20 protein-coding genes are annotated in these 24,702 nt (G+C 71.8%); 15 read left to right on the top strand and 5 right to left on the bottom strand.

Annotated elements, in window-relative coordinates:
• Positions 1-42 precede the first annotated feature (42 nt).
• Positions 43-1,731, bottom strand: a complete 1,689-nt coding sequence (locus ACZ4NT_RS06300) for a CocE/NonD family hydrolase (protein ID WP_121408058.1) — start codon at positions 1,729-1,731, stop codon at positions 43-45.
• Positions 1,732-1,838: 107 nt separating this feature from the next.
• Here ACZ4NT_RS06300 and ACZ4NT_RS06295 point away from each other — a divergent pair, with 107 nt between their 5' ends.
• Complete coding sequence (locus tag ACZ4NT_RS06295) at positions 1,839-2,456, top strand: TetR family transcriptional regulator (protein ID WP_183117160.1); 618 nt, start codon at positions 1,839-1,841, stop codon at positions 2,454-2,456.
• A 148-nt stretch (positions 2,457-2,604) separates the two neighbouring features.
• Positions 2,605-4,074, top strand: a complete 1,470-nt coding sequence (locus tag ACZ4NT_RS06290; RefSeq protein ID WP_467723837.1) for an amidase — start codon at positions 2,605-2,607, stop codon at positions 4,072-4,074.
• Between the two features lie 141 nt (positions 4,075-4,215).
• Here the strand turns inward: ACZ4NT_RS06290 and ACZ4NT_RS06285 are convergent, their stop codons facing one another.
• Complete coding sequence (locus ACZ4NT_RS06285) at positions 4,216-5,745, bottom strand: alpha/beta hydrolase domain-containing protein (protein WP_467723835.1); 1,530 nt, start codon at positions 5,743-5,745, stop codon at positions 4,216-4,218.
• 220 nt (positions 5,746-5,965) lie between these two features.
• Here ACZ4NT_RS06285 and ACZ4NT_RS06280 point away from each other — a divergent pair, with 220 nt between their 5' ends.
• From ACZ4NT_RS06280 to ACZ4NT_RS06270, 3 genes are all read left to right on the top strand, one after another.
• Positions 5,966-6,472 carry a hypothetical protein gene (locus tag ACZ4NT_RS06280; protein WP_121408062.1) on the top strand — a complete coding sequence of 169 codons (507 nt, stop codon included), beginning with the start codon at positions 5,966-5,968 and terminating at the stop codon, positions 6,470-6,472.
• A 108-nt stretch (positions 6,473-6,580) separates the two neighbouring features.
• A complete protein-coding gene (locus ACZ4NT_RS06275; protein ID WP_121408063.1) occupies positions 6,581-6,751 on the top strand; it encodes a hydrophobic protein in 171 nt (56 codons plus the stop codon).
• A 50-nt stretch (positions 6,752-6,801) separates the two neighbouring features.
• A complete protein-coding gene (locus tag ACZ4NT_RS06270) occupies positions 6,802-7,371 on the top strand; it encodes a Dps family protein (protein ID WP_121408064.1) in 570 nt (189 codons plus the stop codon).
• A gap of 99 nt (positions 7,372-7,470) precedes the next feature.
• On the opposite strand, the gene ACZ4NT_RS06265 is transcribed toward ACZ4NT_RS06270, so the two are convergent.
• Together ACZ4NT_RS06265 and ACZ4NT_RS06260 are read right to left on the bottom strand one after the other, a co-directional pair.
• Positions 7,471-8,424, bottom strand: coding sequence for an anti-sigma factor RsbA family regulatory protein (locus ACZ4NT_RS06265; protein ID WP_467723832.1), 954 nt, complete (start codon positions 8,422-8,424; stop codon positions 7,471-7,473).
• Positions 8,421-8,783, bottom strand: coding sequence for an STAS domain-containing protein (locus tag ACZ4NT_RS06260; protein WP_467724158.1), 363 nt, complete (start codon positions 8,781-8,783; stop codon positions 8,421-8,423). The genes ACZ4NT_RS06265 and ACZ4NT_RS06260 overlap by 4 nt, the downstream gene beginning before the upstream one ends.
• A 254-nt stretch (positions 8,784-9,037) precedes the next feature.
• Between ACZ4NT_RS06260 and ACZ4NT_RS06255 the strand changes: the two genes are divergently transcribed.
• From ACZ4NT_RS06255 to ACZ4NT_RS06240, 4 genes are all read left to right on the top strand, one after another.
• Positions 9,038-9,919 carry an RNA polymerase sigma factor SigF gene (locus tag ACZ4NT_RS06255; protein ID WP_121408663.1) on the top strand — a complete coding sequence of 294 codons (882 nt, stop codon included), beginning with the start codon at positions 9,038-9,040 and terminating at the stop codon, positions 9,917-9,919.
• 433 nt (positions 9,920-10,352) lie between these two features.
• Positions 10,353-14,633: a HAMP domain-containing protein gene (locus tag ACZ4NT_RS06250; RefSeq protein ID WP_121408066.1), complete on the top strand. Its 4,281-nt coding sequence runs from the start codon at positions 10,353-10,355 to the stop codon at positions 14,631-14,633.
• A gap of 95 nt (positions 14,634-14,728) precedes the next feature.
• Positions 14,729-17,224: a SpoIIE family protein phosphatase gene (locus ACZ4NT_RS06245; RefSeq protein ID WP_467723829.1), complete on the top strand. Its 2,496-nt coding sequence runs from the start codon at positions 14,729-14,731 to the stop codon at positions 17,222-17,224.
• 231 nt (positions 17,225-17,455) lie between these two features.
• The gene (locus ACZ4NT_RS06240; protein WP_467723828.1) at positions 17,456-17,794 is read left to right on the top strand and encodes an STAS domain-containing protein; all 339 of its coding nucleotides are present in this window, start codon (positions 17,456-17,458) and stop codon (positions 17,792-17,794) included.
• Positions 17,795-18,034: 240 nt separating this feature from the next.
• Here ACZ4NT_RS06240 and ACZ4NT_RS06235 read toward each other — a convergent pair whose 3' ends face one another.
• A complete protein-coding gene (locus ACZ4NT_RS06235; protein ID WP_121408069.1) occupies positions 18,035-18,469 on the bottom strand; it encodes a MarR family transcriptional regulator in 435 nt (144 codons plus the stop codon).
• 198 nt (positions 18,470-18,667) lie between these two features.
• On the opposite strand from ACZ4NT_RS06235, the gene ACZ4NT_RS06230 reads away from it, so the two are divergent.
• From ACZ4NT_RS06230 to ACZ4NT_RS06205, 6 genes are all read left to right on the top strand, one after another.
• Positions 18,668-19,840, top strand: coding sequence for a PP2C family protein-serine/threonine phosphatase (locus ACZ4NT_RS06230; RefSeq protein WP_467723825.1), 1,173 nt, complete (start codon positions 18,668-18,670; stop codon positions 19,838-19,840).
• 142 nt (positions 19,841-19,982) lie between these two features.
• On the top strand, positions 19,983-20,879 hold the full coding sequence (locus ACZ4NT_RS06225) for an STAS domain-containing protein (protein ID WP_467723823.1): 897 nt from the start codon (positions 19,983-19,985) through the stop codon (positions 20,877-20,879).
• Positions 20,876-21,301, top strand: coding sequence for an STAS domain-containing protein (locus ACZ4NT_RS06220; RefSeq protein ID WP_121408072.1), 426 nt, complete (start codon positions 20,876-20,878; stop codon positions 21,299-21,301). The genes ACZ4NT_RS06225 and ACZ4NT_RS06220 overlap by 4 nt, the downstream gene beginning before the upstream one ends.
• A gap of 47 nt (positions 21,302-21,348) precedes the next feature.
• A complete protein-coding gene (locus ACZ4NT_RS06215; protein ID WP_121408664.1) occupies positions 21,349-21,744 on the top strand; it encodes an anti-sigma regulatory factor in 396 nt (131 codons plus the stop codon).
• The gene (locus tag ACZ4NT_RS06210) at positions 21,741-22,814 is read left to right on the top strand and encodes an ATP-binding SpoIIE family protein phosphatase (protein WP_121408073.1); all 1,074 of its coding nucleotides are present in this window, start codon (positions 21,741-21,743) and stop codon (positions 22,812-22,814) included. The genes ACZ4NT_RS06215 and ACZ4NT_RS06210 overlap by 4 nt, the downstream gene beginning before the upstream one ends.
• Complete coding sequence (locus ACZ4NT_RS06205; protein WP_467723820.1) at positions 22,811-24,535, top strand: PP2C family protein-serine/threonine phosphatase; 1,725 nt, start codon at positions 22,811-22,813, stop codon at positions 24,533-24,535. The genes ACZ4NT_RS06210 and ACZ4NT_RS06205 overlap by 4 nt, the downstream gene beginning before the upstream one ends.
• The last annotated feature ends 167 nt before the right edge of the window (positions 24,536-24,702 follow it).

Raw genomic sequence — 24,702 nt, 5'->3', positions numbered from 1 at the left:
GCGACCGGCGCCCGGCGGCGGAGTGCGCTGGTACCGGTGCGCTCAGGAGGCGGACCGGGGGGCGACGGTGACGGTCAGTCGGGAGGAGCCGGTACCGCCGGTGCGCAGCGTCTGGGTGCTGGGCTTCACGGTGACGGCGGTCCAGGGGTTCTCCCCGGTCCCCGGGGCCGGCAGGAACAGGGGGTGGTCGCTGCCGGCCAGCAGCAGGGTGAGCCGGTGTCCGGGACGCAGCCGGTAGCCGGTGTGGCCGAGGTCGAGGTGGATCACCTGGTCCGTGTCGGCCGCCGTGACCGCGACCTGGCCCCGTGAGACGAGCCGGGCGGTGCCGTCCGGGGCGAGGTCGAGCACCTTGGCGAAGACGTCGAACTCGGGCGCGGTACTGGTGACGTCCAGGTCGAGGCCGAGGGGGCCGGCCAGATCGCACGGCTCCGTCTGCACCGCTCCGGAGAACACCAGGACGTCGTCACGGGCCGCCACGGGTGCCAGGTCGGGATGGGTGTGGAGGTAGGCGAACGAGTCCTCGACGAGGGAGGGCACGGGTGCCTCGGGGTCGTGGGTCCAGTGCGCGCGGCCCTCCTCCGCGGCGGGTGCGTCGGCCAAGCGGGCGCCGGGGAGCGGCCCGTCGGCGCGGTCCGGTGCGGTCAGCCAGAGGGTGCGCGGGGTGCTTCCTGGCGGCGGCCAGGACTGCGCGGTGCGCCATTCCGCGTGCCCCAGTTCCCAGGTCACCTTCGACAGGGAGGAGACCGGCCGTACGCCCTTGAGGAAGACGTCGAAGAAGTCGATGGCCGGGCCGGCGTAGGCCGGCAGCATCCGGGCGAGCGCCTCCTCGCCGGCGCAGTGGTCGTCCTCGGGGGCGACCGGAGCGTGCGCGAGGCTGTGGTTCTCGTGGTCGACGGCGCCCGCCCACAGGTACTGCACCGCGTCCCAGCCCGGGCGGGCGGCCAGCTCCGTGTAGTCCCGCATGTGCGCGGCCACGATGTTGTCGAACCATCCGACGCAGTGCAGGACCGGTACGGGCCGTGCGTCGAAGGGGTGCAGTCCGGGCTGGGTGGCGAGGCCCGCATGCCGCGGGGCTACCAGGTCGAACCAGAGGGAGCGGGAACCGATGGCCGCGAAGGCCCGCTCGTACTGGTCGATGACGGGTCGGCGGGAGCGGTCGGGCTCGAACTCGTAGCTGTCGTTGTCCACCCAGTGGTGGGCGAAGTACTCGATGCCCTCGAGCCAGACCGGCGGGCGCAGCCCCGCCGGCCGCCAGATGGCGTCGAAGTCGGCGGCCGTGACCCGCGGGACGATCGCCCGCAGCGCGGGATGCTGGGAGGCGACCGCCGCCCACTGGGTGAAGCCGTAGTAGGAGTCGCCGAACATGCCCACGACGCCGTCGGACCACGGCTGGTGGACGATCCAGTCGATGGTGTCGTGGCCGTCCTGGGGTTCCCGCAGGAAGGGGACGGTCGCTCCGCCGGACCGGAACTTCCCGCGGACGTCCTGCACCACGACGGCGTAACCGCGATCGGTGAACAGGCGGGCGACCCGGTCGAGGTACACGTACCGGCTGTTCTTGTCGTAGGGCAGGCGGACCAGCACCGCGGGGAAGGCGTCGTCACCGCCGGCGTGCTCCGCGGGGAGGTAGACGTCGGTGGCCAGACGCACGCCGTCGCGCATCCGGACCAGGTACTGCCGGGCGTGCTCGGCGACCGGCGCCGCGCTGATCCGCTGAAAGGTGAAAGGCATGGGGCATCTCCAGCCACATGAGATACAACAACGTTGTGCAACGTCGTTGTATGACAACATTGCAGCTGTTCGCCACCCGGTCAACACTTCACTTAAAGGTCGATGACATGCCGATCGAGGTAGACGAGGCACAGCGGCTCGACGAGATCGCCGCCGCCACTCTCCAGGTAGCGCGCGAACGCGGCGTCCGCGCCGTGACCATCCGCGCCGTCGCGGAACAGCTCGGCGGCTCCACGGCGATGATCACCAACTACGTCCCCAGCCGCTCCGCCCTCATGGGCAATGCGCTGCGCCACGCCGAACAGGAGTGGGGCCGCGAGGTGGAGGAACTGCTCGACGGCGTCGAGGGTCCGCAACGGCTGGCGGTGCTCGCGCGATGGATGTGCACCACCAGCGGCGACGACGAGGTGATGCGCCGCCTGCTGATGGAGACGGTCAGCGCCGACCCCGGCGCCGGACAGAAGGCCGACAGCGTCTGGCACGAGACGGCGCGCGCCCACCGCGAAGCCCTGGGGACCGCCGCCGCCGAGGCGGGCACCTCCGATCCCGGCCTGGCCGCGGACGTCCTGCACCTGCTCTTCCGCGGCTACTGGCTGTCCCGGCTGGAGGACCCGGAGGGCTGGCCGGACGAGCGGGGAGCCCGCGCCGCCCTGGCCGTCGTCGACCTGCTGCACGGCGGCACACCGAGGGACCCCGACTCCGCTCGACGTCACGGCCGGCCTTGACAAGGGGCGTCGCGGACATGAGGCTGACCGGCAAATAAAACGACGTTGTATGACGTCGTCGTATTCCGTAGCGGAGCGGTCCTCCGATGCCCCCGCCGCGCGCCCGAGCCCGAACTCGGCCCCGTCGGCGCCCACTCCAGAGGCGATCATGGATACCCAGAACTCCCCGGCTGCCGAGCTGTGGCAGCGCACCGCGACCGACCTGGCCGCCGCCATCCGCACACGCCAGGTCTCCTCCGTCGAGGTCGTGCGGTCCTGCCTGGACCGCATCGAGGAGACCAACCCCCGCCTCGCGGCGCTGGCGGACGTCCGGCCAGAGGAGGCCCTCGCCGAGGCCGCCCGCGCCGACCGGGCCGTCGCCGCGGGTGCCGAGCTGGGCCCCCTGCACGGCGTTCCGGTGTCAACGAAGATCAACACCGACCAGCGGGGCTACGCCACCAGCCACGGGGTGGCCGCCCTCGCCGGAGCTCCCGCGGAGGCCGACGCCGCCTGCGTGACGGCGCTGCGGGAGGCGGGCGCCGTCCTGCTCGGCCGCAGCAACGCGCCCGCCTTCTCCTACCGCTGGTTCTCCACCAACGACCTGCACGGGCGCACCCTGAACCCCTGGGATCCCGCCCGCACGCCCGGCGGCTCCAGCGGCGGTGCCTCCAGCAGCCTCGCGGCGGGAATGACCCCGCTGGCCCAGGGCAACGACATCGGCGGATCGATCCGCTACCCCGCCGCCTGCTGCGGAGTCGTCGGCATCCGCCCCACGGTCGGCCGCGTCTCGGGCTGGACGCCGCCCGCCTACGTCGACACCCCGGCCGGCCGGGTCCCGCTCGACCTTCCGCCCACCGTGCAGGCCTGCGCGGTCGAAGGTCCCCTGGCCCGCACCGTGGCCGACGCCCGGCTCGCCCTGCGGGTGATGACCACGCCGGACCTCAGGGACCCCTACGGCATCCCCACCGCGCCGCCCGCCCTGCCGCCGGGGGTCAGGGCGAAGGTCTCCGTCGTCCGCGGCATCGGCACCGTCAAGAACGATCCGGCCGTCGACCAGGCCGTGGACGCGGCGGCCGCCAAGCTGGCCGAAGCGGGTCACGAGGTCGAGGAGGCGGGGGAATCGTCCCTGCTCGCGGAAGCGGCGCGCATCTGGTCGCTGCTCGTCTACGAGGACTTCCGTCCCACGCTGCCGGTCGTCGAACAGATCGGGGACGAGGCCATCCGCACCTCGCTCACCTACTCGTTCGCCGCCGCCACCGCGCTGTGGGGCGAGCGCCCCTCCCTGGAGACCTACATCCAGGGCTGGGCCCGCCGCGCCTCCCTGATCACCCGGCTGCAACAGCTGCTGGGCACCGACCGGATCCTGCTCACGCCGGTCTCCGCCGAGCTCCCCTTCGAGCAGGACGCCGACATCTCCGGCCCCGAGCGCGCCGCCGAACTGGTCACCGCCATGTGGCCGATGACCGCCGTCCCCGTCCTGGGCTTTCCCGCCGTCACCCTGCCCGCCGCCCTCATGGACGGCCTCCCGGTGGGCGTCCAGCTCATCGGCGGACGCTTCGCGGAGGACCGCATCCTTGACGCGGCGCAGGCCATCGAGGACCGCACGCCCCGCCTCTCGCCCCCGCCGACCGCCGGTTAGGACCAGGGGACCGGACCCGTTCACGGGGACCGCCCCGAGCACGACCGGTCAAGGCCGCACCCGGGGCGGTGGCGGCGCCCCCCGGTCCCGCGCCGCCCCTCACACCGCCTCGCCCCGCCGCACAGCACGGGGCGTACGGAATCAGCCTCCGACAGCCGATTCCTGCGCGGCGGTGACGATCGCGGTCGCGTCCTCCGGCAGGAGGTGCCCGGCGTTCACCGACGCCTGCGCGGCCGACCGCACCTTGGTCACGTACGCCTCGTGGGTCGGGTAGAGCCGGCTGAGCACCGGCTCCGCACGAGGCGGGAAGGACGGGTCGGACGGATCGCCGTCGTCGTGCCGGTCCCACGGGTCGGCGTCGCCGTTCCACGGGTCCCGGGCCCCGTACAGACCGCAGAAGAGTCCGCTGCCACTGGTGTCCCGCGCACCGGTCAGCGTCCGGGTCGGCACCGCGACGTCGGGCAGCCTGATGCCGCCCACCGCGAGACCCGTGGCCGGATCGCGCAGGTCGGCGTTCAACTGTGCGCCACTCGCGGGCCTGGGACCGCCGCGCGCCCAGTCGGCCAGGTGGCGCAGCGCGGCGTTCATCGCGTAGTGGCCGGGGCCGTCGTTGAACGGAGCCGACCCCGCGGCGCAGCCGGGCGAGGGCGCGGCCGAGCCCGCCGACCGGATCACCGTCGGCTGTCCGACGTCGTAGGCCCACTGGTCGCCGTGCGCGGTACCGGCCAGCTCCCAGTGCACGACACGGTTCGTGTCCGGCTGGCGTGCGGCCGACGCCCCCGGCACGTCCGTCTCCGTGAGCACGACGAAGGTCGGCACCGACAGGTCGGTACGGACCCGGGACGGGTACGGCATCAGCAGGATGTCGCCGGCGTCGCCGCTGATCGGGGCTGCGATGGCGCTGTTGCTGTGCACCATGAAGCCGTCGTACACGCCCGCGACCGGCTGGACGGCGTTGGCGTACGTCGTCATGAACCCGGCCGACTGCGACTCCCCGTCCGCCAGCAGTGTCCTGATCTCGAGGCCGCCGAGCGGATCGGGCCCGTCCGGGGTGCGCAGCGCCTGCCCCGCCTGCGAGAAGATGTCGTAGGCGTAGGCGTCGCCGGGGTGGACCAGGCTGCCGTAGCGCTCCGGGTCCCAGCCCTTGAGTCCCCGGATCTCACCGGAACCACCGTTGACGCCCACCGCCTGGGCCGAGACGCCGACCCATGCGTAGCCCCGGCGCAGCAGTTCCTCCCGCGCGAACCAGTAGTCGGGCGAGAGTTCGAGCTGGCCGCTGACGTTCAGCCACTCGACGACCACCGTGCCGTTGAACTTCGCCGCGTCCACGGGCCGGCGCACCAGGAGCCTGCTCCGGTACGCGGCACGGCCCGCTGTGCGCACGGTCCACCGGCCGTCCGAGCCCCAGATCCCGGATTTGGCGTACGACGTGGCGGTGCCGCCGATGAAGTATTCGCTCTCGGTGTACCCGTACGAGCCGAGATCCTCGGCCGCGGCGAGGAACGGGAAGCCGCGACTGCCCGCGGGCGGGACGGTGACGACGGGGTTCGCCGCCTCCGCCCGCGCCGGAGCGGCCTGGGCGGGCGTGGTACCGAGGAGCGTGGCCACGAGGACCGCTCCCAGGGTCGTGGCGGTGGCCCACCGCCGGAGTAACCGGTCGGGAATGCGCATGCGTTGCCTCCAACAGACCGAGTCGGACGAGTCGAGAACGCAGCCTCGCGGTCCCGCGCCGACCGGCCATCGGTGAAACCACCGGCGTCGTCGACGGGTGGCGGCAGCGGTACGGGCAGACCGCGTTCGAGAGCGGGGCCGCCCGTGCCCGCAGTCCTCCCGTGCGGTGCGAGGGGGGCCGTCGGCAGGGCCCTCGACGGTGACTGGCACACTGCTCGCCATGGCATCGGCACCGTTCACGCCCGCTCGCGCGCTCGTCCTCCTCACCGCGGGACTGACCTGCCTCCTCGCGGCGACGGGCGGTCTTCTCGGCGCTCTGCTCGGTGGTCCGGCGGCCGGTCTCCTCGCGGCGTTCTGCTCGGCCGCGGTCGGCGCGGCCGGTTCCCTCCTCGTCAGGCAGCGCGCGATGGCGAGCTTCCGTGCGGCCCAGCGGCACGCCGGGGCCCGCGGGTACGCCGAGGGCCTCGCGCACGGCGTCCTGGTCCAGGTCGCCGCCTACGAAGCGGCCGTCTTCCCGCGCTCCGGCCCGGCGGGCGTCACGCCGCAGGAGCGGGCGGCCCGGCGCATCCTCGCCTACCGGCTGGCCGCGGTCGACGAGGTCCCGGAGACCGTCAGGAAGGCCGCGGCCGACGCACTCGCCGTCCTGGACCGGGCCGACCGGGCCGGCGTCGAGGAAGCGATGACGGAACTGGCCGCGGTGGTCCGCGAGGAGTACGTACGACTCTGAGTTCGGGAACGTGCGGTCAGGGCCTTCGGTCCCTTTCTCGATCACCTTCTCCCGGTATACGTGTACCCCGAAAGAACCGGGGCACGTGAGGGCTGGAGGTTGATAACAATGGTTCCGCTTCTTCTCGTTCTTCTGCTCGCCCTGCTCCTTTTCGGAGCCGGTTTCGCTCTCAAGGCGCTCTGGTGGATCGCCGTCATCGTGCTTGTCGTCTGGCTGCTGGGCTTCGTGATTCGCCCCGGAGCGTCCGGCGGCCGGCGTGGACGCTGGTACCGCTGGTAGAAGACGCGGCGACCCCGACCCCCTTAACCCCCCACGAAGGGAGAGAACTGATGTCGACGCCCTCGACACCGAAGTACACGGTCCCCGGACTCAGCACCCACGACGGCGGACAGGTCATCGAGCTGCTGCGTATGCGTCTGCATGCACTCAACGACCTTTCCCTGACGCTGAAGCACGTGCATTGGAATGTGGTCGGCCCGCATTTCATCGCCGTGCACGAAATGCTGGATCCGCAGGTGGACCGCGTACGTGAAATGGCCGACGACACGGCCGAGCGGATCTCCGCCCTCGGCGGAGTGCCCCACGGGACTCCGGGCGCCCTGGTCGCCGAGCGCACCTGGGACGACTACGACGTCGGTCGCGCCGACGCCATCGCCCACCTCGGCGCCCTCGACCTCGTCTACACCGGCATCATCGAGGACCACCGCTCCGCGATGTCCGAGGTGGGCAAGACGGACCCGGTGACGGAGGACCTCCTCATCGAGCAGTTGCGCTCGCTCGAACAGTTCCAGTGGTTCGTGCGCGCCCACCTCGAGAGCTCCGGCGGGACGCTCGCCACGGCCGAGTCCAAGACGGAACGCCAGGCGGCGCAGGACGCCGAGCAGGGCGGCTCCCGCTAGCCGCCGCGGCTCACGAGAGGCCCGGACCCGCCAGGGGTCCGGGCCTCTCCCCTGTCGTGGCGGGGGCGCGGGTGACTCCGGCGGCGCCGTCGGCCGGCGTCAGGCGCGGGCGAGGTAGCTGCGCACCGTCGTCCCGGCTTCGCCGGTGTGCACGCGGACCAGGTCCGACAGATAGTGGACGAGCAGCAGGCCCCGGCCGCCGAGCTGGTGCGGAGGGGCGGGGCGCCGGCCCGCCAGCAGATCGGTCAGCTGCCCGTCGTCCTGCACCTCGCACACGATCTGCTCGTTCTCGGCCCAGACCCGCACCGTGCCCGCACCACCGCCGTGCACGACGCTGTTGGTCGTCAGTTCGGCGACGACGAGCGCCAGGTCCTGGAGCCGGACGGCACTCATCCCGCGCTCCCGCGCCTCGGCGAGCACGAAGTCGCGGGTGACGGGGAGGGCTTCCGCGTCGAAGCGTGCGGCCGCCGCCCCGGGCGGGTGACGGAGATCCTCGTTGCAGCGGGCGAGCACGCTCTCGACCGCGTAGTCGGTGCTGATCTGCTCCCGGCCGCCGTCGATGACGACAGGGTGCGTGGCCCGCGCGTCGTCGATCACATCGGCGGGGAGGGCGTCGGCGTCGTAGGGACAGAGGATGGTCACGTCCCGGCCGCGGAACGCCATGTTGATCAGCGCTTCGTGCTGCACGCAGGCCGGATACTCCACCGCGGTCCGGCCGGCCCACACGGGCTCGCCGATGATGCGGACGTGGCCGCCGGTCCGGGCGTCGGCGAACGCCCGCAGGACCGAGGGGATGATGCGGCCCGGGTTCCGCCCGGCCTTGGTCATGTCGACGAAGTGCACCCCGGCGGCGCTCGCTCCGAGCGCCGCCCGGATCAGGTCCAGCCGCGGGACGGGAGCCGCCACCGCCACCGGTTCCCCGGCCTCCAGACCCTCCAGGAGGAACGGAACCGTCCCTTCCACATAGGCCTCGTCACCGCGGTAGAAGAGCGCGGGGTGGACGAAGGGGTCGCGGTGGGCGAGGGCGTCGGATCGGGTGGCCGTACTCGTCACGCCGCCACCTCGATCGTCCGAAGGTCTGGCCAGAACATCTGCAACATCCGCTCGAGCTCGGGCGGTGGCTGTTCCAATACCAGACGCCGCTTCCCCTGCAGGCCGTGTGCGGTGCGCGCCAGGTCGGCGGCACCGGCCACGTCGACGAAGGTGATCGCCGACAGCTCCAGGAAGCAGACGTGGTCGGACCGACCCGCCAGCTGCCCCAGAGCCTCTCGCCAGACGGGACGGGTGGGTGGGCTGATCTCGCCGACCATGCGTATGCCCGGACGCTCCGCCAGTGCATGGATACGGAGAACCGCTCCTCCGTGCAACCGCGGGCCGGAGGGCATCCCCGGTCGGTCGACGCCGTACGCCATGTCCACCGCCTCACCTGGAGAACCCAGCGTACTCAACGGCGCCGACAGCCCGCCGCCCCCCTGCCCGCGAGAGACGCCCGGCCGCGCGAGCAGCCGCCCCGGGCCCGAGGACCGTGCGGCGAACCGGAGGGGGGTGCCCGTCACCACCCGTCTCTCTGGTACGAATGTTTTCGTCGGTTCGGGTGGAGTGAATCCTCGGAACCTGGGCATACGCGCTCTGACATCAAGACCTTTCGACGATTGGGGTGGGCGGCATGACAGCCGTGACGGCGGTGCAGGCAAGGAGCACGGCACGTGAGGCGGTCGAGGCGTTCGCGGACGTGGAACTTCCTGTCATCGACGACCCGTCGAAGGTCAAGCCGAAGGACGCCCGGGATCTTTCCCGTCAGTTCTTCGACCGGCTGTCCGTGCTCGAAGAGGGCACCCGCGAATACCAATACGTGCGCAACACGCTGATCGAGATGAACCTCTCCCTGGTGCGCTACGCGGCTTCGCGCTTCCGCAGTCGCGGCGACAACATGGAGGACATCGTCCAGGTCGGCACGATCGGCCTGATCAAGGCGATCGACCGGTTCGAGCTCACGCGCGAAGTCGAGTTCACCTCCTTCGCCGTCCCCTACATCGTCGGGGAGATCAAGCGCTTCTTCCGCGACACCAGCTGGGCGGTCCACGTGCCCCGTCGGCTGCAGGAGGCCCGGGTCGAGCTCGCCAAGGCCACCGAGGAACTGCAGACCCGCCTCGGCCGCACCCCCACCACGCGCGAGCTGTCCGAGCTGATGTCCCTCCCCGAGGAGGACGTCATCGAGGCGCGCAAGGCGGCCAACGCCTACAGCCCCACCTCGCTCGACGCGGCGCTCGTCAGCCACGGCGGGACGGACGGCGAGAGCGTCCTGGCCGATTTCATCGGTGAGGACGACCCCTCCCTCCAGCTGGTCGAGGACTTCCACTCCCTTGCTCCGCTGATCGCCGAACTCGACGACCGCGAGCGGCAGATCGTCCACCTGCGATTCGTCGAGGAGCGCACCCAGGCGCAGATCGGTGAGGAGCTCGGCATCTCCCAGATGCACGTCTCCCGGCTGATCACCCGCATCCTCAAGCGGCTGCGCAAGGGACTGCTGGACCCGGCCGTCGCCTGACATCCGACCCGCGCGCATCCCGATCCCGCCGCCTTCGGCCACCACCGTCCACCCGGTGACCGAAGGCGGCGGGACTTTTTCGTGAGCCGACTCACACGCCGCGCGTGCGCGTCCTCGCCGCGCGGCGGAGTCGCTGCGCGGCGGCGAAACGGCAGTTTTCGCGGCGGCCGTGCCGGGGACAGACCGAGAGGGTTCTGTGTATCCACACTTCGCGAGGTCATGCCTGGCCCCGGCAGATTTCTCGGCCGTACCGGAGGTTACGCTTCACGCTTTGTTCACCACGTGCCTTCTGGGTTAGCCTGCGGCGTATTTTCTCAGCGCAGATCCGTGATCTGCGGGAATACCGCGTACGGCGTGTGAGACCGTCCGCGGGTGTGGCGTGGTTCCGAGTCCTTCTCCCGGGGACTCTTGGGGAGCGGAACGAGGGGTACGCATGACCGTCACAACGACCGAGCCGTCGAGCCGGACGCCGGGCGAGCAGGAGCTGCGGCAACTGCTGGCCGGACTGACCGCCGTACGCGACGGGGACTTCGGCACGCGTCTGCCCGACGAGGCCGGCGGCCTCCTCGGCGACATCGCCACCGTCTTCAACGGCATGGTCGACCAGCTGTCCGTGTTCACCTCCGAGGTGACCCGAGTGGCCCGCGAGGTGGGCACCGAGGGCACCCTCGGCGGGCAGGCCGAGGTCCCCGGTGTCTCCGGCACCTGGGCGGACCTCACCGACTCGGTCAACGCCATGGCCGGGAACCTGACCACACAGGTCCGTGACATCGCCCAGGTCGCCACCGCCGTGGCCAAGGGCGACCTCTCCCAGAAGATCGACGTCCCCGCGCGCGGTGAGATCCTCCAGCTGAAGGAGACCGTCAACACGATGGTCGACCAGCTGTCCGCCTTCGCCGACGAGGTCACCCGCGTCGCCCGCGAGGTCGGCAGCGAGGGGCGCCTCGGCGGCCAGGCACAGGTGCCGGGCGTCGGCGGCGTCTGGCGCGACCTCACCGACTCCGTCAACCTCATGGCGGGCAACCTCACCGCCCAGGTCCGCAACGTGGCGCAAGTGACCACCGCCGTGGCCAAGGGCGACCTCTCCCAGAAGATCACCGTGGACGCCCGCGGCGAGATCCTCGAGTTGAAGTCCACCATCAACACGATGGTCGACCAGCTCTCCGCCTTCGCCGACGAGGTCACCCGCGTCGCCCGCGAGGTCGGCACCGAGGGACGCCTCGGCGGGCAGGCCGACGTCAAGGGCGTCAAGGGCACCTGGCGCGACCTCACCGACTCCGTCAACTTCATGGCGGGCAACCTGACCTCGCAGGTCCGCTCCATCGCCCAGGTGGCCACCGCCGTGGCCAAGGGCGACCTCTCCCAGAAGATCACCGTGGACGCCCGCGGCGAGATCCTGGAACTCAAGGACACCATCAACACGATGGTCGACCAGCTCTCCGCCTTCGCCGACGAGGTCACCCGCGTCGCCCGCGAGGTCGGCACCGCCGGAAACCTGGGCGGCCAGGCCACCGTGCGAGGTGTCTCGGGCACCTGGAAGGACCTCACGGACAACGTCAACGTGATGGCGTCGAACCTGACCGGTCAGGTCCGCTCCATCGCGCAGGTCGCCACCGCCGTGGCCCGCGGCGACCTCTCCCAGAAGATCACCGTCGAGGCCAAGGGCGAGGTCGCGGCGCTCGCGGACGTCATCAACACGATGGTCGACACGCTGTCCGCCTTCGCCGACGAGGTCACCCGCGTCGCCCGCGAGGTCGGCACCGAGGGACGCCTGGGCGGCCAGGCGCACGTGCCGAACGTGGCGGGCACGTGGAAGGACCTCACCGACAACGTCAACTCGATGGCCAACAACCTCACCGGCCAGGTCCGCAACATCGCGCTGGTGACGACCGCCGTGGCCAAGGGCGATTTGTCGAAGAAGATCGACGTCGACGCCCGCGGCGAGATCCTCGAACTCAAGACGACCATCAACACGATGGTCGACCAGCTCTCCGCCTTCGCCGCCGAGGTCACCCGTGTGGCGCGAGAGGTGGGCAGTGAGGGGCGTCTCGGCGGACAGGCCGAGGTCGAGGGTGTCTCCGGTACCTGGAAGCGGCTCACCGAGAACGTCAACGAACTCGCCGGGAACCTCACCCGGCAGGTGCGGGCCATCGCCGAGGTCGCCAGCGCCGTGGCCGAGGGCGACCTGACCCGCTCGATCACCGTCGAGGCGTCGGGCGAGGTCGCCGAGCTCAAGGACAACATCAACTCCATGGTGGAGTCCCTGCGCGAGACCACGCGGGCCAACCAGGAGCAGGACTGGCTGAAGACCAACCTGGCCCGCATCTCCGGTCTGATGCAGGGCTACCGCGACCTGGACGTCGTGGCCGAGCTGATCATGGACGAGCTCACCCCGCTGGTGTCCGCCCAGTACGGCGCGTTCTACCTCGCCGAGGAGACCGTCCGCGGCACCGAGCTCCGGCTCGTCGGTTCGTACGGATACCCGGACGACGCCGAGCGGCCCGCCCGCATCCCGATGGGGCGCTCGCTGGTCGGCCAGGCCGCCCGCAGCCGCCGCGCCATCACGGTGGACCAGCTGCCGCCGGGCTACGTCACCATCTCCTCCGGACTCGGCCAGACCGTGCCGACGGCACTGGTCGTGCTCCCCATCGTGGTCGAGGAGCAGGTCCTCGGCGTCATCGAGCTGGCCTCGGTGGCCCGCTTCACGCCGGTGCACCAGACGTTCCTGGAGCAGCTGATGGAGACCATCGGCGTCAACGTCAGCACCATCGTGGCCAACGCCCGCACCGACGAGCTGCTGGGCGAGTCCCAGCGGCTGACGGCGGAGCTGCAGGCCCGCTCGGAGGAGCTGCAGGTCCAGCAGGACGAACTGCAGCGCTCGAACGCCGAGCTGGAGGACAAGGCCTCGCTGCTGGCCACGCAGAACCGCGACATCGAGGCGAAGAACCTCCAGATCGAGCAGGCCCGGCAGGAACTCGAGGCCCGTGCCCAGCAGCTGTCGCTGGCGTCCAAGTACAAGTCGGAGTTCCTGGCGAACATGAGCCACGAACTGCGGACGCCGCTCAACAGCCTGCTCATCCTGGCCCAGCTGCTGGCGCAGAACCCCTCGCGCAACCTCACGCCGAAGCAGGTCGAGTACGCCGGCATCATCCACTCCGCGGGCTCCGACCTGCTGCAGCTCATCAACGACATCCTGGACCTGTCGAAGGTCGAGGCCGGAAAGATGGACGTCACCCCCGAGCGGGTTCCGCTGCGCCAGCTCCTGGAGTACGTCGAGGCCACCTTCCGGCCCATGACCTCGCAGAAGAGCCTGGACTTCACGATCAGCACGGCGCCCGGCGCGCCCGGCGACCTGCTCACCGACGACTCACGGCTGCGGCAGGTGCTGCGGAACCTGCTGTCGAACGCGGTCAAGTTCACCGAGCAGGGAAGCGTCGAGCTGCGCATCGAGCCGGCGTCCGGTGACGAGGTCCCCAAGGGCGTGCTGCGCGAGGGCACCGTCGTCGCCTTCCGCGTGAAGGACACCGGCATCGGTATCCCGGAGCAGCAGCTGGAGACGATCTTCGGAGCGTTCCAGCAGGCGGACGGCACCACCAGCCGCAAGTACGGCGGCACGGGGCTCGGTCTGTCGATCACCCGGGAGATCGCCCATCTGCTCGGCGGCGCCGTCACCGTGGACAGCACGCCCGGACAGGGCAGCACCTTCACGCTGTTCCTGCCCGTCGCCCGTCCCGACTTCGAGGAACTGCTCAGCGGCAGCCGTGCGCTGGAGCCCGTGCCCGTCGAGCAGAGCGCCGAGGTCGTGTCCGTACGCCACCAGCTGCCGACCGCCCCCGGCCTGCCCCGGCAGAACCGGCGCCGGCTGCTGGTCGTCGAGGAGCGCCCCCGCGGCCTGCTGACGCTCGTCGCCGAGAGCGCGGTGGGAGACGTCACCCGCAGCCGCGAGGAGGTCGAGGGGCGCGAGACGGTCGACGTCATCACCGTCGTCGGCGCTCAGGAGGCGGCGAGTGCGCTGGCCGCGGAGCCGTGCCACTGCGTCGTCCTCGAACTCGGCATGCCCGAGGGGGAGGCGGCCCACTTCCTGCAGGCGGTGGAGGGCGACTCGGCACTGGCGAGCGTCCCGGTGCTGATCCACAACGGCAACCGTCTGGACCTGGCCCAGGAGCGGGCGCTGCGTTCCCTCTGCGGGGACCGGCCCCTCGAGTTCCTCTCCAGCCTGGACGAACTGCGCGAGCGGATCGCCCTGCACCTCTCCGCGGAGGAGCCGGGTGACGTGCTGCCGCTGGTCCGGGGCACCGAGGAGCCGCACCACCAGGACACCCAGCTGATCGGCGAGGCCTTCCACGGGGCCACGGTGCTCGTCGTCGACGACGACGCCCGCAACCTCTTCGCCCTCAGCGGGATCCTGGAACTGCACGGCTTCCAGGTGCTGCACGCGGAGAACGGCAGGAAGGGCATCGAGACCCTGATCAACCATCCCGATGTCGCGCTGATCCTGATGGACGTGATGATGCCGGAGATGGACGGCTACACGGCCACGGCCGAGATCCGCAAGATGCCCCAGTACGCCGACCTGCCGATCATCGCGGTCACGGCCAAGGCGATGCCCGGGGACCGGGAGAAGAGTCTCCTGTCGGGCGCCAGCGACTACGTGACCAAGCCGGTCGACACCAACGACCTCATCGCCTGCGTCCGGCGCTGGCTGAGCGTGTGACACCGGGTGGTGCCCGGCCGGTCCGCCGGCCGGGCACCGTCCCGCACCCCTTCTCCCCCGCGCCTGCCGGCGTCCCACCGAGGAGCAACCGCACAGTGAGCATTCCTGAGGAGCCCGGCGCGTCCGGCCCCGGCGAACAGCCCGACGGATCCACCGCTCCCCCCGCACCCTCCGTCGTCCCGGCCGAGCACGCCGAGGAGACCGGCGCGGGACCGGGACCGGAGGAGGAGGCGGTGCTGCCGGCCGGTGCCGCGTCCACGTCGCCGGTGGGAAGACTGGCGGCCACCGTGGACCGGCTGCGCCGTGAGGTGCAGGCCGCCCAGGCGGAGGCCGACGGGCGCGCCCTGATCGAACTCGCCAAGGGCATCCTGGTCGAGCGCCTGGGCTGCGGCCCCGCGCAGGCCGCCCGGCAACTCGTCGAGCTGACCGAGCAGGCGAAGGTGCCGCTGCTCGAACTGGCCGTCGACGTCATCAACCAGGCGGCACGCGACCGGCTGTCCGAGGTGACCACCACGTTCCTCGCGACCGCGGCGGACCCCGAGGCCCCAAAGGACGCCTCCTCGGCCGTACGGCTCAGGGAGGCGGAGAGCGGTGCGCTCGCCGCCGACGACACGCAGGCGGTCGCCGACTCCCTGCTCCAGCACGCCCTGGCCCCGCTCGGCGCCGCGGCCGTGGCCATCTGGGCGGCCGGCGCCGACGGCTCGCTGACGCTGGCGGGCAGCGCCGGGTTCTCCACGGCGGAGGCCGGTCGCTGGCGCTACGTGCCGCCGGGTGTGGCGACGGTCGCCCGCCGTGCCCTGTCGGACCGTACGACGCACTGGACCGGGTCGCTGGCCGAGGAGGGCCTGCCGACCATCGGCCACGCCCACTTCCCGGGCGGCGGACGGGTCGCTGCGCCCGCCGGGGCCGGGGGCCGCATACACGGCGTCCTGGAGATCGCCTGGCCGTCCCCGCTGGAGCCGCAGTCCCCTCAGGTCGTCCGCCAGGTGGAGGCGCTCGCGGAGCTGTGCGCCCACACGCTGGAGACCCACCCGGTCCTGGCCGACGCGCTCCAGGCGCGGGGCCCGCGTCTCACGGCCGACGTGTCGGAACTGATGGACCTGGTGGACGGGCTGCACGATCCCGCGCTGGTCCTGGTACCCCATCTCGACGACGGGGGACAGCTCTCGGACTTCCGCATCCGCCATGTGAACAGCCGGTTCCTCGATCCGGCCGGCCGGCCGCGCGGCGTCGTCAACGGCGCGCTGCTGCTGGAGGCGTACCCGATGTCCGCCGGGGAGAGCGAGCTCTTCCAGCAGATCGAGCGGGTCTACGCCACCGGCGAGCCGTTCCGCGCCCGCCGGATGGACCTGACGGCCCTGGTCGACCAGGTTCCGCTGGCGGCCGTCGCGGACATCAGCGTGAGCCGGCACGGCGACTGCGTGCTGCTCATCTGGCGCATCGAGGACGAGACCGCGAGGCTGGCCAGTCTGCTCCAGCACGCCCAGCGGCTCGGCCGGATCGGAGGGTTCGAGGAGAACCTCTTGACCGGCGAGATCACCTGGAACGGGACGCTGTTCGACCTGTACGGGCGCCCCATGTCCAGCACCCCGGTGCCGTTGGAGGACCTGTCCGCCCACGCCCATCCCGACGACGCCGTCACCATCGGCCGCTTCCTGCGGACGCTGTTGCACCACCGCAGGCCGGCCACGGCGGCGTTCCGGCTGCAGCGTCCCGGGGGCGTGACCCGGCACATCCGGGTGGTGGCCGAACCGGTGCTCGACGTCGACAACCGCCCCCTCGTCGTCCGCGGCGCCTATCAGGACATCTCGGCCCAGCACTGGACGGAGGTCGCTCTCGCGGCCACCCGCGACCAGCTGGCGCACAGCGAGCAACAGGCCCACGAGCGCGCCCGGCTGACCCTCCAGCTGCAGCACGCGATCATGCCGCCGACCCAGGCACCCCTGAAGGCGCCGGGGATCCAGGCGGCCGTGCGCTACCGTCCGGCGGAGACGGAGCAGCTGGTGGGCGGTGACTGGTACGACGCCGTGGTGCTGCCGTCCCGGCTGGTCCTGCTGTGTGTCGGCGATGTGGCGGGGCACGGCATAGAGGCGGCGACGAGCATGGTGGTCCTGCGCAACGCGCTGCGCGGGCTCGCGGTGACGGGAGCCGGACCGGGCCAGCTGCTGTCGTGGCTGAACATCGTGGCGCACCATCTGACGGGGGCGGTCACGGCGACCGCGGTGTGCGGGCTCTACGACCCGAGCAGCCGCCGGCTGCGGTGGGCCAGGGCCGGTCATCTGCCGCCGGTGCTGATCCGCGGCACGGACGCCAGTCCGCTGCCGCTGCTCAAGGGGATACTGCTCGGCGCCGTGCCGGAGGCCGCCTACGAGGAGTCCGAGGTGCAGCTCGCCGCCGACGACACCCTGCTGATGTACACGGACGGTCTGATCGAGCGGCGCGACCGGTCGGTGGAGGAGTCCCTGACCCAGCTGCTGACCACCGCGCGCACGGCGGCTCCCTCCCTGGACCACCAGCTGGACCGCCTCCTGACGTACAGCAGGTCGGACACCGACGACGACACCTGCATCGTCGGGATCCGGGTGACGTAGGGCCCCTGGGGGCTTGCCCCTCCGGTCTCCGCGGCGGCACGAGCCCCGGCAGGTGTGCAGACCGGTTCCAGGGGTAGACGTGGACGTGCTCCCTGCGTCCGGCACCGGACGGATCGTCGACGGGCTGGTCACCTTGACAGGCCGCCCCAGACGCATCGAGCCCTGTTCCGCAGCGGGGAAGCCCGTCTGCGGTGTTTATGGGAGGTAACTGTGTCGACCGAGCGAGCCCCTGTGTCCGTCGACGTGACACTTCCGCGGGACGGTATCGCCCTGTTCACCGTGGAGGGCTTCCTGGACGTCGACACCGTCCCCGAGCTGCGCCGCCACCTCACCGACCAGGTGAGCCGGGGCCGCCGCCATCTCCTGCTGGACCTGGCCGCGGTCTCCTTCATGGACTCGTCCGGGATAAACGCGATTCTGCAGGCCCGCGAGGAAACCCGCCCCGTCGGCGGAAGCGTGCGTCTGATTTCCCCCACGCCCACCGTGCGGCGCATTCTGGATCTGACCGGAGTCAATATGGCGGTGCCGTCCTCGGAGAGCCTGGACGACGCGCTTGCCCAGGTGAGCTAGGTCACCGGTCGGACCGAAGCCCTTTCGGGGAAGCAGAAAACCGACGTCCGGAGCTGTTCCGCAACGAAGAAATCCGAACAATAGTTGTCATTTGACAACTATGGCGACGACGCAACGAAGTGAGACGCGGCAGGTGCAGGGAAGGGATCGGAAAATGGTGCGCTGGTTGACGCCGGCTGCCGACGCCGGCCGATTCGCAGGCCCGCACCCTGCTACGCGGGTCACCGGGCGGCGTGCCCCTCAGGCCGAGCGGACGTCCAGTCCGGCGTCGACGTCCTGCATCTGCGCCGCCGCGGCGGCGCAGAAGGCCTCCAGCCCCTGCAGGAGCGCCGTGCGCTTGGCGGCGGGCATCTGGGCCAGCACCGATTCGAGCGCGTCCTCACGGCGTGTGCGCAGTTCCTGCAGAAACGTCCGGCCCTGGCGGCTCAGGAAAAGGCGCAGCTCACGACGGCTGGTGGCGCTGGGCGCCCGCTCCACGTACCCGACGGCCTGGAGCCGGTCGCAGAGCCTGCTCGTGGACGGCGGGGTGGAGGCGAGCGCGTCGGCGAGCGTCCGCAGATTGATGCCCTCGTTGTGCTCCAGGATGAACAGCACGCGCAGCTGCGAGGCGGAGACCGGGGCCGTGGAAGCCCGCCCCCAGAGGATTTCCAGCAGCTCAGCCGCCTCTGAGGTCACACGGGCAACCTCGTCGGGCTGCGGACGCGGGCCGGAGGAAGTCACCGTCTCACTCTCCCAGTCTTCTCGGGCACTGTCAGCCTGCCAGGACGTCGTCAGACACAAAACAATAGACACCGGTACCCGCGGACGGACGGGCGACCTCTTCGAAGCGTGGATCCGGAATCGTACTAGTCGAAGAATGGCGTATACGACATCGTGAACAGATTCGTGGCCGCGGAGCGTGCCTTGCGCACCGCGGCTCCCCATCGGTTGCTGGACGCGGTCCGCGACGTCCTGCGCAGCTGCTATGCGGCCGAGTCCGTCGAGCTCTTCATGGCCGACTACGGGCTCACCGTCCTGCAGCCGGTCTCCGAGCTGCCGCACACCCTGGACCCCGTCCCGGTGCACAGCAGCCCCACGGGCCGGGCGTTCGGCTCGCAGGAGCCCTTCGTCGAGGAGTGCTCCGGCGGGTTGTGCCGGACCCACCTCCCGGTGACCGTGCGCGGGGACCGGCTCGGTGTGCTGATCGTCACCCTGCCCGCCGACCACCTCACCGAGGACGCGCTCGGCGAACTCGCGGACATCGCCCAGGTCCTCGGCCACGAGGTCCTGGTGGCCGAACGGGACACCGACCTGTACCTGCAGGCACGCCGCAAGGACCGGCTGACACTGGCCGCGGAGATGCAGTGGCAGCTGCTCCCGGGCCGCTCCTGCTCGCGCCCCGAGTACGAACTCGGCGCCCAGCTGGAGCCCGCCTACGCGATCTTCGGCGACAACTTCGACTGGTCGGCCAGCGCCGACCGTCTGGTGCTCTACATCACCAATGGCATGGGTGAGGGCATCGAGGCCTCGCTGCTGACCCACCTCGGCATCAACGCTCTGCGCAACGCGCGCCGGGCGGGCGTCTCCATCCAGGACCAGGCGGCCCTCGCCGACCAGGCGATCTACGCGCAGTACCGCGGCGCGTCGTACCTCTCCGTGCTCATGGTGGACTTCGACCTGTCCACCGGCCGCATGCAGGTCATCGACGCGGGCTCACCCCAGATGCTGCGGCTGAGGGACAAGCGCGTGGAGTGCGTCGAGTTCGAGGCGCAGCTGCCCCTGGGCATGTTCGAGGAGACCGACTACGTCGTGCAGGAGTTCCAGTGCGAGCCCGGCGACCGGTTGCTGTTCGTCAGCGACGGCGTGCACGCCGTCGCCGCACCGGGCGGTGAGAAGTACGGCGAGAAGGCTCTGGAACGGGCCATCACGTCCACCAGGCTGCTCCCCGCCGCGGAGGTGCCCCGCGCCGTACTGCGGGAGCTGTCCGGTCACCGGGGCGGGCCGAAGCCGCAGGACGACGCCCTCGTGGTGTGTCTGGACTGGCACGGCCGGCAGTCCCCGGAGTAGGCCCCCCGGGAGAGCGATCTTCCACGGGCGCGGTGACGTACGCGTGTGAGCCATGACTACAGTTGTCACACGACAAGAGACCGCGCCCTCTCGCACGCTCCCCCCGAGGCCGGTACATCGTACGTACGAAGGAGTCGAGCACGTGGCGGATCACGAGGCGGCAGCACAGCGGGGTACACCGGCACAGGACGTCGGGGAGTTCCTCCAGCGCCGCCGTGAGCAGATCGCCCAGCGCTGGGCCGACGAGGCCCTTTTCCGCACGGTGTTCACGGTGTCCCGGGACGAGGCCGTGGAGGCGGGCAGAGCCGTCGTGGAGGCTCTGGCCGAGGTGGCCCTGGCCGGTCAGGCAGAGGACCTCGGCGCGGCCGGCTTCGGCGCCGTGCGCGAGCAGCTGAGGCGTATGGCGGCCTCCCGCGCCCGTTCGGGAGCCACCTCCGCCCAGATCGCGCACGAGGTCGCCGCCCTGAGGCCCTCCGCGACCGACCTGCTCAGGGCGGAGATCACCGGACCCGGCGAGCACGCCGCGGCCTGCGCGGTGACGCTCACCGCCCTGCTCGGCACGCTGCGGCTCGTCGTGCTGGAGACGACACTCAGCGCCAGCCAGGAACTCATCGACCGGCAGCGCCTGCAGCTCCTGGAGGTGGCGACCCCGGTCATCAAGCTCTGGAACGGCGTCGTCGCCGTCCCCCTGATCGGCACCCTCGACAGCGCCCGGAGCCAGGTGGTGATGGAGAGCCTCCTGGAGGCCGTGGTCGCCCAGCAGGCGCGCTTCGCGATCCTGGACATCACCGGCGTGCCCACCGTCGACTCGCTGGTGGCCCAGCACCTGATGAAGACGGTGGCGGCGGCGCGCCTGATGGGAGCGGAATGCGTGGTCTCCGGCATCCGGCCCGCCATCGCGCAGACGATCGTCCACCTCGGGATCGACCTCGGCACGGTGGTCACCCGGGCCAGCCTCGCCGACGCCCTCGAGTACGCCCTGCACCAGCAGGGCACGGTGGTCGTCGACCAGGTCCACACCGGTGCGGGCGCCCGATGAGAGGCGGGTTCAACGGCTTCTCGGGTGCCACCGTGCCGGTTCTGAAACTGGGGAACGTCCTGCTGGTGACGCTCCAGGGGGATCTGCACGACTCCGCCGCCGAGCAACTGCAGCAGGACATCGGCCAGGCCATCGTGGACAGCTCCGTCGACGGAGTCGTCATCGACATCTCCGGCGTCGAGATGGTCGACTCCTTCCTGGGCCGCGTGTTCGCGGAGATCGCGTCCACCGCCCGGCTGCTGGCCGCCGAGACGGTGGTGGCGGGGATGCAGCCCGCCGTCGCCATCACGCTGGTCGAACTGGGGCTGACGCTGCCCGGTCTGCGTACCGCGCTCGACACCGAGCAGGCCGTACGGCTGCTGACTCCGGCACCGGACCTTCGACCGCACGGCCCAGCCGCGGCACGCCGGGAGAGCCCGTGACCGAGACTTCCGGCTGCGTCACCGCCCGGCTGCCGATCTGCTCGGACATGGACCTGGCCTGGGTGCGTCAGCACGTGCGCCAGACGGCCGCCGAGCTCGGATTCAGCCTGGTGGAGCAGACGAAGCTGGTCACGGCGGCGAGCGAGCTCGCCCGCAACACGCTGGTGCACGGCGGGGGCGGCGAGGTCGAGTCCGCCACGCTGGAGAACGGCCTCGCACGGGGGCTGCGGCTCGCCTTCACCGACGACGGACCCGGCATCACCGACCTCGACCGGGCGCTCAGCGACGGTTACACCTCGGGCGGCGGGCTGGGGCTGGGCCTCGGCGGCGCCCGGCGGCTCGTGCACGAGTTCTCGATCGACAGCCGCCCCGGGGCGGGGACGACCGTCACCGTCATCTGCTGGGCCGCCAGTCCCCCGCACCAGCGCGAGGAGAGCCCATGAGCCGCGTCTGGGACGTGCCGGTCCACGACTCCACGCGGGTACGCGACGCGCGGGTGGCCGCCGAGTCCGCCGCCGGCCACGCCGGACTCGACAAGGACCGTACGGCGGTGGCCGCGCTCGTCGCGACCGAACTCGCCACCAATCTGCTCAAGCACGCCGAGGGCGGACAGATCCTGATCGAGACCGTGGACGCGGGTCTCGCGCTCCCGGGTGCCCGAGGGGGCCCGGCCGTTCAGATCGTGGCGATCGACCACGGCCCGGGCATCACCGACCTCCCGTCCGCACTGCGGGACGGGTATTCCACGGCGGCCTCGCTCGGAGCGGGGCTCGGCACGTGCCGGCGCGTCGCCGACGACTTCGACCTGCAGAGCACGCCCGGCAAGGGCACCATCGCCCTGGCCCGCGTCCACGCGACCCGCAGGGACCGGAGCCGCACCGGCGGGCAGGGCGCACCGGCGGCGGTGCGAGCGGGAGGCATCAACATCCCGCTCGCCGCCGCCGAACACTCCGGCGACGCCTGGGCGTGCGTGCCGGCGGACGGCCGCGTCACCCTGCTGCTGGCCGACGGCCTCGGGCACGGCGAGGCCGCGGCGAAGGCATCCGGGGCCGCGGTGGAGGAACTGCGGAGCAGGCCGCATCTGCCCCCGGTCGAACTGCTCGGCCGGCTGCACACCGCCCTGCGTCGCACCCGTGGTGCCGCCGTCGCCGTGGCCCAGCTCGATCCGGCGGCCGGCTTCCTCGACTTCGCCGGCATCGGCAACATCGGGGCCCGCCTCCGCTCCGGTGACACCTGGCAGCCTCTGCTGTCCCACCCCGGCATCGTCGGCGCGCACCGCCCGGCCCGGCTGCCCGGGCAGCGGCTGCCGTGGACGTCCGACAGCCTGCTCATCCTGCACAGCGACGGTCTGCCCAGCCGGTGGACTCCCCCGCCCGCCGTCCCCCTCGCCTCCCTCGACCCCGCCGTCACAGCCGCCGTGATCGTGCGCGACTCCAGCAGCGCCGCGAGGCCCGTGCGGGACGACACGACCGTGGCGGTGCTGGCGCCCGCCTCGCCGGACCTCGAACCATGACCCATACCTGGCACATCACCACCGTCGCCGACGCCGCCCGGGCCCGCATCGCCACCGCCCGGCTCGTGGCCGCGCACGGCGTCTCCACCCTCGACCGCACGCGGCTGATCAGCGCGCTCAGTACCCAGCTGCGGCAGTGCCTCACCAAAGGCGGCACCTGGCGGCTGGACGTGCGGATCAACCCGCCCGGAGCCGGTGAGCAGCACGGCAGCATCACAGTGAGCGTCCGCTCCCGCGAGGGCGCGGGCAGGGTCCCGCAGCAGCCGGCCTGGCAGGCGAGCGTCGACCTGCCCGGCGGCGGCAGCGGCACCGCCGCGGACGAGGTGCCGTACGACGAGACGACCTTCGCCGACGCCCTGCTCAGCGCCGACGAGGACGCGTCCCGGGTCCTGGAGAACCTCGCCGAGCAGGAGGAGCTGGTCGCCTTCCACCGGGAGGAACTGCACCAGACGAACCAGGGCGTGCTGGCTCTGCACGCCGAACTCGACGCGGCCGGACGGGCCCAGCGCGAGCTGTTCACCGCAGAGCGCGAGGCCCGCACCGAGGCCGAGGCCGCGCGCCGCAGGCTGACGTTCCTGGCCGACGCCAGTGCCGCCCTGACGGCGTCCCTCAACCACGAGGAGATCCTGCGGCGCCTGCCCCGGCTCCTGGTGCCCGGCTACGCCCGGAGCGTCGACGTCTGGCGCTTCTCCGAGGACGAGGGCACCGACCGGCAGGGTCCCCGTCCCGCCGCCGCCGTCGCGGCGGCCCGCACGGGACGGCCCCAGTACGCCGCCGAGCAGCCGGGCGGCCTGCCCTGCGTGGACGACCACCCCCCGTCCTCCCTGCGCTCCGCGGGGCCCCTGCTGTGCATCCCGCTCCACACCCGCCACACGCCCCTCGGGGTGATGACCCTGACGCCGCCCGCGGCACGCTGGGACGCCGACGACGCGGTCATGCTCGTCGAACTCGCCCGCCGGGCGAGCATCGCCATCGACAACGCCCAGCGCTTCGAACACAGCCGCGACATCGCCGAGACCCTGCAGCGCGCCCTGCTCACCGAGCTGCCGACCACACCGGGCCTCAACCTGGCCGCGCGCTACCTCCCGGCCACGCACGGCCTGAACATCGGCGGCGACTGGTACGACGCCTTCCGGCAGCCCGACGGCAGTCTGGTCGCCGTCATCGGTGACGTCACGGGGCACGGTCTGCACGCCGCCGTCATGATGAGCCAGCTACGCACCGCGCTCAGGGCGTACGCCGTCGACGGCGGCACACCGGGGCAGCTCCTGACGCGCCTGCACACGTTCCTGCACCATCTCCAACCCGACCTGTACGCCACCGCCGTCATCGCCCGGTTCCGCCCCGACGAACCCACCGTCACCTGGGCCGCCGCCGGGCATCCGCCGCCGGTGCTGCGCACCCCCGAGGGAACGGTGCGGATACTGAACGCCAAGCCGGGCGCCATGCTGGGCATCCCCCTCGACCAGGAGATCAGCGACCACACCATGCACCTGCCGCCGGGGTCGACGCTCGCGCTGTACACCGACGGGCTGGTGGAGCGGCGGGCCCAGGGCATCGATCCCGGGATCGAACGTCTCGCCGGGGCTCTCGCCACCCAGCGTGTCCGCGACCTGGACCGGGATCTCGAAGGCACCGCCGACCGGATTCTGGACCCGATGCTCCACGACTCGGAGCGGGACGACGACGTCTGCCTGCTGCTGTGCCACATCAACACCTGAGCACCGGCACGGGCACGGGGGGGGGGGGGGGGGGGGGGGGGGGGGGGGGGGGGGGGGGGGGGGGGGGGGGGGGGGGGGGGGGGGGGGGGGGGGGGGGGGGGAGGGAGGGGAGGGGGGGGGGGGGGGGGTGGCGGGTCCGTGGGCGGTGTACCTCTTCGCGGGTCTGG

This window comes from Streptomyces sp. NPDC026417 (genome assembly GCF_055567695.1).
The sequence above is the reverse complement of the archived record's forward strand: the minus strand, read 5'-3'. Positions and strand labels throughout refer to the sequence as shown.